The sequence below is a fragment of the Streptomyces sp. IMTB 2501 genome, from assembly GCF_001953885.1.
GTDB lineage: Bacteria > Actinomycetota > Actinomycetes > Streptomycetales > Streptomycetaceae > Streptomyces.
Window position 1 is genome coordinate 71,061 of sequence record NZ_MQUS01000003.1, and the last position, 12,778, is coordinate 83,838.

Here is a 12,778-nt window from a genome sequence, read left to right on the forward strand (position 1 = left end):
AAGGCATGTCACGTGATTTCTCCACAAAAGTAGCTCAGCCCAGCGCGGATACGGCCCCCCTGAGCACCAATCCGGCACCCAGGGCCATGACGACCAGCGCGGACACGAGCGGCACCGACCGGCGTACCAGCGTGGCCACCGGATGGGCGGTCCAGCGCGGACGCCGCTCCAGCACCCGGGTCACCCCCGAGCCCAGCCGGACCACGGCGAACCCGGCCGCCGTGAGCGTCAGCGCGAGCCCGGCACCGTAGGCCACGACGAGCAGCAGCCCGAACCAGGCCTTCCCGAGCGCGGCGGCACCGACGAGGACGACCACGGCGGACGGACTGGGCACGAGCCCACCGGCGAACCCGAGCAGGATCGTGCCGCGGAGGGTGGGGGCGGCGGGGTGGGTGTGGGTGTGACCGCCATGGGTGTGTGCGCCACCGTGGTGCTCGCCATGGGTGTGCCCACCATGGTCGTGTTCACCATGGGTGTGCTCGCCATGGTCGTGTTCACCATGGGTGTGCTCGCCATGGTCGTGTTCACCATGGGTGTGCTCGCCATGGGTGTGCTCGCCATGGTGAACGGGGTGATGGTGGCGGGCGGACCACACCCTTCGTACGAGGCCGGCGCCGGTCGCGAGGACCAGTGCGCCGCCGGCGATGCCCAGCCAGGCGATCACCGAGGGCGTGGCGGCGGAACCGGCCGTGACGAGCAGGCCCAGAGCGACCACGCCGAGGGTGTGGGTCACCGTGACCGAGGCCGCCAGCGGCAGCACGTCCCGGGGCCGGGCCCGGCCCCCGCGCGCCGCCGCGGCCGCGGCCATCAGGGTCTTGCCGTGGCCCGGCGCGAGCGCGTGCAGCGCGCCGAGCACGACCGCGATGAGCAGCGCGAGCGCGGCGAAGCCGACGGTGAGGTCATGGCGGGCCACGAGGTCGTCCAGCGCACGGGTCCAGCGGTCGGCGCCGCGCGGCAGGACGGCGGCTCCCGGTTCCGCCCGCGGCTCCTCGGTGAGGGCCGGACCGCCGGGGCGCAGCCGTACGGAGGCGGCGGTGGTGTCGGCCGGGGAGGACAGCAAGTCCCTCGGATATGTGGTCAGTTCGTGCGAGACCGACGTCCTCGGTACGTCCGTCGCGGTGAGCGTCATACGGTCGCCGCGCGCGGTGATCTCCCGCCAGCCGGGCCCGGACCAGTTCGTCGCGCTGCGAAAGCCGAGGGCGACCGAGCCGGCCCGGGGAAGCGGCGCCGTCCAACGGCACTCCACCCGCAGGGTGTTGAGACCCGCCTGCCCGGGGCGCAGGGCGGCCCGGCTGTCCCGCACGGTGAGGGGGACCTTACGACCGTTCACGGTCGCCTCGCTGCCCCGGGCGGCCTGCGCGCAGCGCTGCCGGGCCCACTCCGCCGTGCCCAGCCGCGCCATGTCCGGCTTGGCCTGGGTCGCCGGAATCTCGGCCAGGTCCTCGACATGGTCGACCCGTAGCCGGCCGGGCGCGGCGACGAGGCCGTCGTACCGGTTGACGGTGAAGTTGCCGAGGGGATGCGCGCTCGCCCCGGTGGCGGGCAGGAGCACGAGGGCGCACACGGCGCCGAGGACGAACGCGGGACGCAGCCTCACTTCGCGGCCTCCAGCGCCTTACGGGCCCGGGCGACGCCCAAGGGGGAGAAGCCCGGGTTCAGCTTCAGAGCCGAGGTCAGCGAGGCGCGGCCCGCCGTCCGGTGGCCCGTGGCCAGCTCGATCATGCCGCGGTGGTACAGGAAGGCGGCGTTTCGGTAACCGGTGGCGGTGGCCCGGCGGGCGTATGCCAGGGCCTCCGTGTCACGGCCGTTGACGTGCAGCGCCCAGGCCAGCGCGTCCGCGGTGTGCACGGTGTGCCGCCGGGCCCATTCGGCGCGGGCCGCGCGCAGGGCGGCCCCCTTGTCGCCGTGGTCGGCGGCGGCCAGCGCGGTGTCGAGGTCGGCGTTGACGCCGTTGGCGCGGGCCAGAGTGATCCAGGTGTCCACGAGGGCGTACTGCCGCCGTGCCCTGGCCCGGTCGCCGGCCGCGCCCCGCGCCTCGTACAGCTCGCCCAGCTCGACGAGTGGGCCGGGCAGCGGATAACGGGACACCACCGTCTCCATCCCCTTGATCGCCGCCGCGCGGTCGCCGCTCGCCGCCTGCGCCCTTGCCCGGCCCTCCAGCGCCGGGAGGTAGGTGTCGTCGGCGGCGAGGGCACGGGCGTAGGAGGCGAGAGCGGTTCTGTAGTCGCCCTGGTTCCAGGCGAGTTGGCCGAGCTGGGCGGCCACGTACGCGATGTCGCCCGGCGAAGCCGCACTCGCCAGGGCCTGCTGCAGGACCCGGCGTGCCGTCGTCACGTCGCCGCGCAGCTCGTGCACGTACGCGTACCGCGTGAAAACGGGTACGCCCGGCTTGCGGGCGTCGGCGGTCTCGGCGGCCTTGGCCGCCTCGGCGTACCGGCCGAGTTCGACCAGGGCGTCGATACGGGAGGACAGGGCGCGCTCGCTGTACGGGTTCTGCCGCAGCGCCGCGTCCGCGTAGGTCAGGGCGCCGGTGAAGTCGTGCCGGGCGGCGGCGAGGGCGGCGCGGCCGGCCAGCGCCTGGTCGCTGTCCGGGGCCAGCGACAGGGACCGCTTCAGCGCCTGCTCCGCCTGCGGGTAGCGGCCGGGGTCGCCGTTGGTCCGCGCCTGCTCGACGTAGGCCAGGCCCAGGGTGGCCCAGCTGCCGGAGTCGTTGGGCTGGGTGCGCAGATGCGCCTGGAGCGCGGCGACCGAGGCGTCCAGGTTGCCGCCGCCCAGCACACCGGGGTCCACGGCACTGGAGGCGACCGGAACCTGGTCCGGCGCCCGACTCGCACCGACGGCGATCGCCCCACCGGTCAGCGCGACGGCCAACAGGGCCGCACACCCGGCGAGTCGCCCGGCCCGCCAGCGCCGCCCCGCGGCGGCGAACCGCCGGAAGGCGGCCACGCGAGTGTCGGAGGCGCAGGGTCCTTCAGAGCCCGGCGCCGTCCCGGTCGGCGGTGCCGTCCCGTCATGCTCCGGGTGCACCTGCCGCTCGTCCGCCTCGTCGTCGTTCGTACGCGGAGACATGGCCTCTCCTCGGTCGCCTGCTACTGGTCGGAAGGGGAAGGCGCGGCCCGCCGTGGGGGAGGGGAAGGTACGGGCCGCGCCGGTCTGGGGTGGGGGCGGGGTTGGGGCCTGTCCGACGATTCGCGTCTGTCCCGCGACGCCTGGCACGCGCTCCCCCACGCTCGGCTTCGCTCGCGCGGGGAGCCCCCATCGCCGCGGGGCCCGCCCTCCGGGCGGACGGGAATCGTCGGACTGGCTCTAGTACGGGCGGCGGATGCGGCGGCGCCACCAGCCCACGGCGGTGCCGAGCAGCAGGATCCCGGCCGCGCCCGAGGCCGCCGACGCGGCGATCAGCACCGTGTTGCCGGAACCGCCCGAGCCGGAGCCGGCCGGCTGGAGGGCGTCACCGAGCTGGCTGCGCACGTCCGTGCCCGCGGTCGTGCCCTTGGCGAGCGGGCCGTGCGAACCGGAGTCGGGTTCGGCGACGTACGGGAAGGACTTCTCGAAGGTCCCGTCGGCCTTGTCGACCCCGTCGCTCAGGCCGGTCTTCTGGCCGACCAGTGCGCCCTCCATCACCTGGAGCGCCTCGTCCACCACGTCGTCGGTGAGACGACGGCCGTTCGGGAAGCCCGCTTTGTCCCCGTCCAGGACGCCGAGCCGCTTGGGATGCATGCTCGGCTTGATCGAGGTGTTCAGGCGCAGTTCCTCCGAAGGACGCACGTTCGGCGGCTGGTTGAGGCCCTTCACGCCCTTCAGGAACACGTCGACCAGGTCGTTGCGGGGCTCACTGGGCGCCTTGATCTTGTAGATCGACTCGATGAGCTTGGGCAGCTCGGGGTTGGTGACGTTCTTCAGGAACTGGGCGTCGTAGGCGGGTTGGGACGCGTTGAACTTGTCCTTGTCCTTCTGCGGGTTCACGACCTCGTTGACCAGCGGGTTGCCCAGCCGCGAGACCTGGGTGTAGTAGCCCTGGGCGTTGCGGCGCTGGGTGGTGGACCAGATGCCGACGACCGGCTGCTTCGACGACTCGCGGATCAGGTCGTTGGGCACCTGGAGGGCGATGGTGTTGACGTTGTAGCCCTTGAGGGTGTCGTTGCCGACCTCGCTGAGGTTGCCGCCGTACAGCAGGTCGAAGACGCGCAGGTCGGCGAAGAACGGGTCGGCCGCCTGCCCGGCGAAGGTCGTGGCGCCGCCCGCCGTCTTGTACAAGGCCTGCGCGCGCAGCTTGCCGTAGTCCGGCATGGACGCCTTGCCGACGTCCGACGGCGCGACCGGCACCTTGTCCGCGACCCTGGTCCTGTACACCTCGCGCCCGTGCTTCAGCCGGATCAGATCGATGTCGTACGTCTGCGTGATGTTGAGGTTGGGGTCGTCGAGGCTCTTCACGACGCCCGTGTTGTACAGGAACGTGTTGCCGTTCCTCGTGTGCGTCTTGAAGGTGTAGCGGAACAACAGGTCGTCCTGCGCGTCACCGTTGCTGTCGATGTGGATGTCGTACTGGGCGTCGTCGGCGAACGTGTAGAAGTTCGGTCCGCCCGCCGGTTCCTCGAACGGGATCCAGTTGGCCACGATCGTCGTCGTGTCGGGCTTGTCCGGGCTGGCGAACGCGTACAGGTCGGTGTTGTCGTACTGCGGCGTCCCCGAGATCAGCGGGGCCTCCCGGTGGGAGGAGGCGGAGGCCGCCTGGGGTGCCAGCGCGGTGACGCCGGCGGCGGTGAGCGCTCCGGCGGCCACCGCCCCGCAGATGAGCGTGACCAGGCCGGTGCGTCCCGGGCCGCGCCCGGAGAAGGGACCCCTGGAGAAGAGAGGTGTCATGCCGTCCGTCCTCAGTGCCGACTTGCCTCTGACGGACGGGTCTTCGGAGCCGGCCGGCCGCTCGGATTGGTCGGCCGGAGAAAAACTTTTGGACATGTCCCGACCCGCGTTTTCGGCCCGCTGATCCGTATCACCGGCCGGAGGTGTGCGTTCGTGCGGATGCGTGGAGTGCGCGGAGGGGCCGGATGCGGCCACGGAGAGGGGGCCCGCATGCAGGCGGACGAGCTGCTGGTGCTCGTCGCGGGCGGCGACCAGAGAGCGTTCGAGGACCTGTACGCACTGGTGTCCGGGCCGGTGTACGGGCTCGTCCGGCGGGTGGTGCGCGACCCCGCCCAGTCCGAGGAGGTCGCCCAGGAGGTGCTGCTGGAGATGTGGCGTTCGGCCGCCCGGTTCGACCCCGGCCGGGGCAGCGCGCTGTCCTGGATCCTCACCCTCGCCCACCGCCGTGCCGTGGACCGGGTGCGCAGCGCCCGCGCGGCCGGCGAACGCGAGCAGCGGGAGGCCCTGCGCGCCGGGGAGCCCGCCTTCGACCAGGTCGCCGAGGAGGTCGAGGCCGGTCTGGAACGCGAATGGGTGCGCCGCTGTCTGCACCGGCTCACGGCCCTGCAACGCCAGTCCGTGACCCTCGCCTACTACGACGGCTACACCTACCGTGAGGTGGCGGAGCGGCTCGCGCTGCCGCTGGGCACGGTCAAGACACGGATGCGCGACGGACTCACCCGGCTGCGCGAGTGCCTGGGAGGAGCGGCATGAGCATCCTGGGCAGGCTGCTGCGCCGCGAGGACCCGCACTCCCTCGCCGCGCCCTACGCGCTCGACGCCCTCGAACCGGACGAGCGGCGCCGCTTCGAGAAACATCTGCGGGGCTGCGACCGCTGTGCCGCCGAGGTGCGGGAGCTGGCCGAGGACGCCGTGCGCCTCGCCTGGTCCACGGCGGCCCCGCCGCCCGCCGCCCTGCGCGAGCGGGTGCTGGCCGCCGTGCGCACCACCGCGCAGGACCAGGCCCCGGACCGGACGCCGGCCCGGGAGCGCACGCCCCAGCTGCCGCCGCACGTCTGGGGCACCCAGCCCCCGCCGCGACGCACCCGTACGCCCCGCACGCGCCCGCTCTTCGTGCCGTTCGCCACGGCCACCGCGGCGGCGGCCCTCGTCGTCGCCTCCCTCTTCGCCGTCCAGGCGCACCGCACCCAGGACCGGCTCGACGCCGAGCGGTCCCGGGCACGTGAGATCGCCCACGTTCTGGCCGCGCCCGACGCCCGCACCGTCACCAGCGAGGACGCGCGGGGCCGCGGTATCGGAGTGATCGCTTCCGCCTCGCAGCGGGAAGCCGTCGTCACCCTCAGCGGATACGGCACCCCGCCCGACGGCCGCGTCCGCCAGCTCTGGCTCATGCGCCCCCGCGTGCAACCGCGCTCCCTCGGGCTCTTCGCGGGCGACACGCCCTTGGTCGCGAAGGGTCTGGACTCCTCCTCGACGTCACTCGCCGTAACCGTCGAGCCTGATGGCGGCTCAGCGCAGCCCACCGGCCAGCCCATTGTCCAACTCACCCTGAAATCGGTCGGATTCGGAGAGTAGTCAAAGTGGGACGGTCAACAGCCTTATGGAGAAGGTGAATCCTGTGCCCGAGATACCCGCGTGCCCCGGTGGGGCGATAGGGTTACCCTGCCCGGGCCGGGTGGACTCGTACGGGTGGGGAGTGACATGGATCAGATAACAATGCGCAGCAGGGCCAGGGTCCCTGCGATCACCTGCGGGAGCAGCGCGACCAGTTCGCGTCTGGACCGCCATCTCTCGGTGCTGGCGGGCCCCGCCATACCGCAGCGGGAGACGGTCGAGGCGACCTCGCTGATGCGCGAGCTGACGGCGCGTGACACCGCACACCAGCGCAGTGACCGGGGCAGGCGGGTCAGCCGCGTCTCCCTGTTCGCACCGCTGCGCCGACTGCGGCGCTCGCTGTTCGGCGGCCACTGAACGGCCACTGAGCAGCCGTCGACCCGGTCGACGGCCCCCCAGGAGTCCTCCGGGGTGCCCGTGCTCAGGCCGCCGCACCGTCCTGGCGCATCGCTGCGATCTCGTCGTCCGTCATCCCCACGGCACGCAGCAGCGCCCCGGTGTGCTGTCCGAGCGCGGGCACATCACCCATCCGCGCCTCGTCCCCGCCCGGCAGTGTGATGGGAGGCAGCAGCGCCTGCAACGGTCCGACCGGCGACCCCACCGCACGCCACCGCTCCCGGGCCGCGAGCTGCGGATGCGCGGCCAGTTCGTGCAGATCCCGCAGCCGGGCACAGGCGATGCCCGCCTTCTCCAGCCGGTTCAGTGCCTCCTCGGCATCCAGCGCCCCGAGCGCCCGTGCCACCAGCTCGTCCGTCTTCTCCCGGTTCGCGACCCGTGACGCGTTCGTCGCATACGCCGGATCTGTCCCCAATTCCGGGCGTCCTATGACCTGTTCGGCCAGCCGCCGCCACTCCCGGTCGTTCTGCACGGACAGCAGCACCCGCCCGCCGTCCGCCGTCGGATAGGCGTCGTACGGCGCGATGACGGCGTGCGCGAGGCCCGTGCGCGCCGGGGGCTCACCCCCATGCATCGCATGGTGCAGCGGATGCCCCAGCCACTCGGCGAGCGCCTCCAGCATCGACACCTCCACCGGCCCGCCCCGCCCGGTCGTCCCGCGCCGCACGAGAGCCGCCAGGACACCCGAGAACGCGTACATGGCCGCCGCGATGTCCGCCGCCGGAACCCCCGCCTTCACCGGCTGCTCCGGCGTCCCGGTCACCGACACGAGACCCGCCTCGCACTGCACGAGCATGTCGTACGCCCGCCTGTCCGCGTACGGCCCGAAGGAGCCGTATCCGGAGATGTCCACGGCGATCAGCCGCGGATGCGCCGCGCACAGCGTGGCCGCGTCAAGGCCGAGCCGGGCCGCCGCCCCGTGCGCCAGGTTCTGCACGAACACGTCCGCGTCCGCGATCAGCCGCCGCACGGCCTCCAGGGCGCGCGGGTCCTTCAGGTCCAGTGCGAGGGACTCCTTGCCGCGGTTGCACCACACGAAGTGCGAGGCGAGACCGCGGGCCGCCGTGTCGTAGCCGCGCGCGAAGTCGCCGCCGTCGACCCGCTCCACCTTGATGACCCGGGCGCCCAGGTCGGCGAGCTGCCGGGTCGCGAAGGGAGCGGACACGGCCTGTTCGACGGCGACGACGGTGATGCCCGCAAGAGGCAGGGGCTGCTTGTCCATGGGCTGACACCTGGGCTGATCCATGCAGGGATCATGCCCCTGAGCGGCGGTTTTGTCAGCAGTGCGGATTCAGTCGCCGCGGCTGTACCGGTGCACGGCCAGCGGCAGGAAGACGGCGACGAGGACCAGGCTCCAGACGAGCGCCCCGGCGACCGGGTGGGCCACCGGCCAGGAGGAGTCAGGCGGTACGGGCGCGTTGCCGAAGAGATCGCGCAGGGCGGTCGTCACCGCGCTGATCGGGTTCCACTCGGCGAGCGTGCGCAGCCAGCCGGGCAGGTTGACCGTGGGGATGTAGGCGTTGGACAGCAGGGGCAGCACGAAGGAGGAGGCGCCGAGCTGTCCGGCGGCGTCCTCGCTGCGGGTGAGCAGCCCGAGGAAGATCCCGGCGCAGGTGCAGGCGAACCGGAAGAGCAGCAGCAGTCCCACGGCGCCGGCCGCGTCGATCGCGGACCCCTCGACTCGCCAGCCCACCGCGAGCCCGGCCAGCAGCAGCGGCACCGTGCCGACGGCCGTCACGACCAGGTCGGCGACCGCCTGCCCGAGCGGTACGGCGGCCCGGCTCACCGGCATCGTGCGGAACCGGTCCATCACACCCCGGTGGGTGTCCGCGGCGGCCTGGAACATGCCGGTCATCAGCCCGCCGGCCGCGGTCGCGGCCAGCAGCCCCGGTACCAGGAAGGCCCGGTACTCGCGGCCGGGCATCGCCAGCGCGCTGCCGAACACATAGCCGAAGAACAGCAGCATGTTGACCGGCATCATCTGGGTCAGGATCGCCAGGCCCGGACTGTTGCGGACCCGGCGCAGCTGCCGGCCCGTCATCGCCATGCCGTCGTAGGCCAACGCGCTCATGCGGCAAGCTCCTTGGTCGGTGCCGGCGCTCCGGTGAGCCGCAGGAAGACGTCGTCGAGTGTGGGCGGGCGCAGGCCTGCGTCCAGCAACGGCACGCCCGCCGCGTCGAGTTCGCGCACCAGGCGCGGCAAGGTCAGGGTGGGGTCGGTGGAGAGGGCGCCGACTGCGCCGCGTTCGTGGTCGAACACGGGCTCGCTGCCGGTGAGTTGATCGAGCACGGCCGCCGCCTTCGGCAGCGCGTCGACGTCCGTGACCACGGCCTCCGCGTACGACCCGACGAGCGCCTTGAGCTCGGCGGGCGAGCCGGTGTGCGAGACCCGGCCCCGCTCCACCAGGGCGATGCCGTCCGCGAGTTGGTCGGCCTCCTCCAGATACTGGGTGGTCAGCAGCACGGTCGTACCGTCCGCCTTCAGATCGCGCACCGCCTGCCAGATGCGGGCGCGGCTGGCCGGGTCGAGGCCGGTGGTCGGCTCGTCGAGGAAGAGGACGTCGGGGGCGCGGACGAGACTCGCCGCGAGGTCCAGCCGGCGCCGCATGCCGCCCGAGTAGGTCGAGGCCCTGCGGCCGGCGGCCTCGGCCAGGCCGAAGCGCTCCAGCAGCTCGTCGGCCCGCGCGGCCGGCCCGCGCACCCGGTGCAGCCGGGCGAACAGCCGCAGGTTCTCACGGCCGGTGAGATCACCGTCGACCGAGGCGTACTGCCCCGTGACCCCGATCCGGCTCCGCACGGCGGCGGCCTCCCGAACCAGGTCGTGCCCGGCGACCCGCGCGGAACCGGCGTCCGGTCGCAGCAGCGTGGTCAGCAGCCGTACAGCCGTCGTCTTGCCGGCGCCGTTCGGGCCCAGCAGCCCGCACACCGTGCCCTCGGCCACGGCCAGATCCAGCCCGCGGAGGGCGGGTACGGCGCCGAAGCGCTTCTCCAGACCCTCACTAAGTACAGCGTACGTAGTAGTCATGTCGTGACCATATCGCACTACGTACGCTGTACGTAACTAGGATGGTGGCCGAGGTGATGATCGATGGCAGTCCGAGGGGCCGTCCCCGAGGTGATCTGGGCGCGCCCCGAGCGCACCGGCCGGGGCCCGAAACCGGCGTACACCCGCGACGACATCGCGGCCGCCGCCGTCCGCATCGCCGACGAGCGGGGGCTCGACGCGGTGTCGATGCGGCATGTCGCGGCCGAGCTGGGCTGCGGCACCATGTCGCTCTACAACTACGTCCCCCGCAAGGAGGACCTGTACGAGCTGATGGTGGACGCGATCAGCGCGGAGCACGAGCTGTGGGAGCCGAGCGGCGACTGGCGGGCCGACATGCTCCGGGTGGCACGGCAGACGCGTGAGCTGATGCGCCGGCACCCCTGGCTGCCGCGCCTGATGTCACCCGTGTACGGCATCAGCCCGCACGCTCTGCGCTACCTGGAGCACTGTCTGGCCTGCCTGGACCCCCTGGAGGCGTCCTACGGCACCAAGCTGGAGCTGATCGCGATGCTGAACGGCATCGTGACGACGTACGTCCGCAATGAGCTCGACACCGCCGAGCGGGTGCGGGCGCTGCCGTGGTCCGAGGACGAGGAGAACGCGGTGCGCGGGACCTACCTCGGCCGTCAGGTGGCCTCCGGTGCGTATCCGAGGATGGCCGCGGCGTTCGGGGAGGACGCGGGGCCGATTGATCTGGAGGCGGTGTTCGAGCGGGCGCTGGGGCGGCTTCTGGACGCGTTCTCGCCGCGCTAGCTTCGCTGTTTCGGCGGGTGCGGGTGCGGGTGCGGGTGCGGGTGCGGGTGCGGGCGCGTCGCGGCTGGTCGCTGCCGTCAGATCAGGGCGAACTGGCCTTCCGGGCCCTCCTCGTGGTGGTCCAGGACCGACGCGGGGCGGCGGGACGCCTCCGGCGCCGGGAGGACGCCCGCCGCCCGCAGGTCCGTCGCCGTGATCGGTGATGTCACCTTCAACTCAGCCCGCTGCGGGCGCAGTTCGGCCAACAGAGCCAGGACCGTGATCAGCTCCAGCAGTTCCGAGGTCCAGGTCTGCGACCAGGTCGCCGGGCGGATCGCGGCGAGGGTGCCCGCCTCGGGCGGGGCCGTGCGGGCCGTGAACCAGGACTCCAGAACCCGGGCCCCGGCCAGCTCATAGTCCCAGGCGTCCGGCGGGACGGGGGAGATGCGGCCCTCGTCGAGGTGCAGGGTCTCCTCGTCCTCGTCGTAGTGCAGGGTGAGGGGCCGGGCCGGCAGGGGTGCGCGGACGTAGGGGCGGCGGCCGCCGGGCAGCTTGGGACGCTCGCCGTCGCGGCGCATCAGCCACAGCATGCGGCGGCCCAGTTCGACACCGGCCGACCACAGGGCGGGGTCGTCGGTGAGCGGGACGGTGAGGTTGGGGCCGGTGGCCACCAGGATCCAGGACAGGACGTCCGCCGGAGCGGGGGCGGCCCCCAGACGGTCGGCCAGGTGGGCCGTCAGGCCCGGCGCGAGGTTGGGCTCCGTGCCGCCGGGGCGGCGGTACAGCGGGCGGACGCGGCCCGTGCGGAGGGTGGGGAGCAGGGAGCTGACCAGCAGGGGGTCGTCCTCGGCTCCCGTCTCCACCGTGAAGACCTGGTGTGCGTCCGCCACCCGCCACAGCTCCGGCCGCGCGGTGTCGATCAGCCGGTGGTCCGGGATCAGCCACTGCTCGTCGAAGGGGGCCGCGAGGACGCGCACGGGATCCGCGCAGGGCCCCTCGGCGCGGGCCAGCCGCTGGGTGCCGGTGGACTGGCCGGGCAGCTGGCCCACCGCCGAGCCGGTCGTACGGGCACGGGTCGGCTCGAACAGGGCCTCCCGGTCCGGTCCTTCGGCCTTCAGCAGGGCGTCCCAGCGGGCCTTCAGGGAGCCGGCGTCGGGTGCCGTCGGCCAGGCGCGGCCAGGCCGCAGCGGTGCGACGGACCACGGCATGAGGTCCGCCAGCAGCGGAGCGTCGTCGTACGTCACGCAGGGCATGCTACGGCCTGCCGGGCAAGGCGGCGCCTCGAAGGGGCGCGGGGAACTGCGCGACCAGCCACGACGCGTCCGCGGACGTTCGACGACGCATCGCGGCCGAACCAGCGGAGCGCCTACGCATCCAGAGTCACCGTGAACGAGAACCGGTCCCCCCGGTAGTGGATCACCGCCACGTCCAGCACCCTGCCCTCGGTGTCGTACGTGACACCTGTGTAGTGCAGGATCGGGCTGAGCAGCGGTACCTGGAGGAGGCGGGCGGTCTCCGGGTCGGCGAGGCGGGCCTCCACCGTGTCCGTGATCCGGCTGATGTCCGCCTTGACGACATCGCGCAGCACCTTGGTCATCGGCCAGCGGACCAGGTCGTCCAGGTCGACCCGCGCGGCGAGTTCGGGGCGGATGTGGTTGACCGCGTGGTTCGTCGGCTCGCCGGTCTTCTCGTCACGGCGCAGGCGGTGGTACGCCGCCACTTCGGCGAGGCCGGGGAAGTACTCGGCGAGCCCGGCCGGCACGGGCACCGGGCCGTGGTCCAGCAGCTCGGTCGTCATCCCGGACTGCTGGGCCACGATCGCGTCCACCGAGCCCAGCAGCCGCACGGGCGCCCCGCGCCGCACCCCGGGCTCGATGAACGTGCCGCGCCGCCGGTGGCGGCTGATCAGCCCCTCGTCCTCCAGCTCCTTCAGCGCCTGCCGCATCGTCAGCACGCTCACGCCGTAGTGCTCCGCCAGCTGCTCCTCCGTGGGCAGCCGCAACGGGTCCTCGGGGGAGCGGCCGAGTATCGAGGCGCGCAGCGACTGCGACACCTGGTACCACAGCGGCAGCTTGCGGTTCAGGACGATCGAATCCGGAGCGAAGGAGGTCACGCGGCTATCCGTACCT

At 72.9% G+C, this 12,778-nt stretch carries 12 protein-coding genes; 4 read left to right on the forward strand and 8 right to left on the reverse strand.

The window, feature by feature from the left end; translation table 11 throughout:
* Positions 1–34: 34 nt before the first annotated feature.
* The 3 genes from AV521_RS06750 to AV521_RS06760 all read right to left on the reverse strand — a co-directional run bounded on the left by AV521_RS06750 (position 35) and on the right by AV521_RS06760 (position 4,863).
* A complete protein-coding gene (locus tag AV521_RS06750) occupies positions 35–1,597 on the reverse strand; it encodes a nickel transporter (protein WP_076084930.1) in 1,563 nt (520 codons plus the stop codon).
* On the reverse strand, positions 1,594–3,069 hold the full coding sequence (locus AV521_RS06755) for a lipopolysaccharide assembly protein LapB (RefSeq protein WP_256725459.1): 1,476 nt from the start codon (positions 3,067–3,069) through the stop codon (positions 1,594–1,596). Before AV521_RS06755 ends, AV521_RS06750 begins: the two co-directional genes overlap by 4 nt.
* Before the next feature lie 237 nt (positions 3,070–3,306).
* Complete coding sequence (locus AV521_RS06760) at positions 3,307–4,863, reverse strand: DUF4331 domain-containing protein (RefSeq protein ID WP_076084933.1); 1,557 nt, start codon at positions 4,861–4,863, stop codon at positions 3,307–3,309.
* 210 nt (positions 4,864–5,073) lie between these two features.
* Here AV521_RS06760 and AV521_RS06765 point away from each other — a divergent pair, with 210 nt between their 5' ends.
* From AV521_RS06765 to AV521_RS06775, 3 genes are all read left to right on the forward strand, one after another.
* Positions 5,074–5,616, forward strand: coding sequence for a sigma-70 family RNA polymerase sigma factor (locus AV521_RS06765; RefSeq protein ID WP_023551844.1), 543 nt, complete (start codon positions 5,074–5,076; stop codon positions 5,614–5,616).
* On the forward strand, positions 5,613–6,437 hold the full coding sequence (locus AV521_RS06770) for an anti-sigma factor domain-containing protein (RefSeq protein ID WP_076084936.1): 825 nt from the start codon (positions 5,613–5,615) through the stop codon (positions 6,435–6,437). Before AV521_RS06765 ends, AV521_RS06770 begins: the two co-directional genes overlap by 4 nt.
* A 126-nt stretch (positions 6,438–6,563) precedes the next feature.
* Entirely contained in the window at positions 6,564–6,833 is a 270-nt protein-coding gene (locus tag AV521_RS06775; RefSeq protein ID WP_076084939.1) for a hypothetical protein, read from the forward strand.
* Between the two features lie 64 nt (positions 6,834–6,897).
* Here the strand turns inward: AV521_RS06775 and AV521_RS06780 are convergent, their stop codons facing one another.
* From AV521_RS06780 to AV521_RS06790, 3 genes are all read right to left on the reverse strand, one after another.
* A complete protein-coding gene (locus tag AV521_RS06780) occupies positions 6,898–8,094 on the reverse strand; it encodes a CaiB/BaiF CoA-transferase family protein (RefSeq protein WP_076084942.1) in 1,197 nt (398 codons plus the stop codon).
* Between the two features lie 69 nt (positions 8,095–8,163).
* A complete protein-coding gene (locus AV521_RS06785; RefSeq protein WP_076084945.1) occupies positions 8,164–8,943 on the reverse strand; it encodes an ABC transporter permease in 780 nt (259 codons plus the stop codon).
* The gene (locus AV521_RS06790; RefSeq protein WP_076084948.1) at positions 8,940–9,896 is read right to left on the reverse strand and encodes an ATP-binding cassette domain-containing protein; all 957 of its coding nucleotides are present in this window, start codon (positions 9,894–9,896) and stop codon (positions 8,940–8,942) included. Before AV521_RS06790 ends, AV521_RS06785 begins: the two co-directional genes overlap by 4 nt.
* Positions 9,897–9,959: 63 nt before the next feature.
* Here AV521_RS06790 and AV521_RS06795 point away from each other — a divergent pair, with 63 nt between their 5' ends.
* Positions 9,960–10,670 carry a TetR/AcrR family transcriptional regulator gene (locus AV521_RS06795; protein WP_076084951.1) on the forward strand — a complete coding sequence of 237 codons (711 nt, stop codon included), beginning with the start codon at positions 9,960–9,962 and terminating at the stop codon, positions 10,668–10,670.
* 77 nt (positions 10,671–10,747) lie between these two features.
* On the opposite strand, the gene AV521_RS06800 is transcribed toward AV521_RS06795, so the two are convergent.
* Positions 10,748–11,902, reverse strand: coding sequence for a type ISP restriction/modification enzyme (locus AV521_RS06800; protein WP_076084953.1), 1,155 nt, complete (start codon positions 11,900–11,902; stop codon positions 10,748–10,750).
* Positions 11,903–12,015: 113 nt separating this feature from the next.
* On the reverse strand, positions 12,016–12,762 hold the full coding sequence (locus tag AV521_RS06805; RefSeq protein ID WP_076084956.1) for a GntR family transcriptional regulator: 747 nt from the start codon (positions 12,760–12,762) through the stop codon (positions 12,016–12,018).
* Between the last annotated feature and the right edge of the window lie 16 nt (positions 12,763–12,778).

Coding starts and splice junctions, on each gene's coding strand:
- AV521_RS06755 (WP_256725459.1), bottom strand. CDS start 3,069: ATGTCTCCGCGTACGAACGACGACGAGGCGGACGAGCGGCAGGTGCAC.
- AV521_RS06760 (WP_076084933.1), bottom strand. CDS start 4,863: ATGACACCTCTCTTCTCCAGGGGTCCCTTCTCCGGGCGCGGCCCGGGA.
- AV521_RS06765 (WP_023551844.1), top strand. CDS start 5,074: ATGCAGGCGGACGAGCTGCTGGTGCTCGTCGCGGGCGGCGACCAGAGA.
- AV521_RS06770 (WP_076084936.1), top strand. CDS start 5,613: ATGAGCATCCTGGGCAGGCTGCTGCGCCGCGAGGACCCGCACTCCCTC.
- AV521_RS06775 (WP_076084939.1), top strand. CDS start 6,564: ATGGATCAGATAACAATGCGCAGCAGGGCCAGGGTCCCTGCGATCACC.
- AV521_RS06780 (WP_076084942.1), bottom strand. CDS start 8,094: ATGGACAAGCAGCCCCTGCCTCTTGCGGGCATCACCGTCGTCGCCGTC.
- AV521_RS06785 (WP_076084945.1), bottom strand. CDS start 8,943: ATGAGCGCGTTGGCCTACGACGGCATGGCGATGACGGGCCGGCAGCTG.
- AV521_RS06790 (WP_076084948.1), bottom strand. CDS start 9,896: ATGACTACTACGTACGCTGTACTTAGTGAGGGTCTGGAGAAGCGCTTC.
- AV521_RS06795 (WP_076084951.1), top strand. CDS start 9,960: ATGGCAGTCCGAGGGGCCGTCCCCGAGGTGATCTGGGCGCGCCCCGAG.
- AV521_RS06800 (WP_076084953.1), bottom strand. CDS start 11,902: ATGCCCTGCGTGACGTACGACGACGCTCCGCTGCTGGCGGACCTCATG.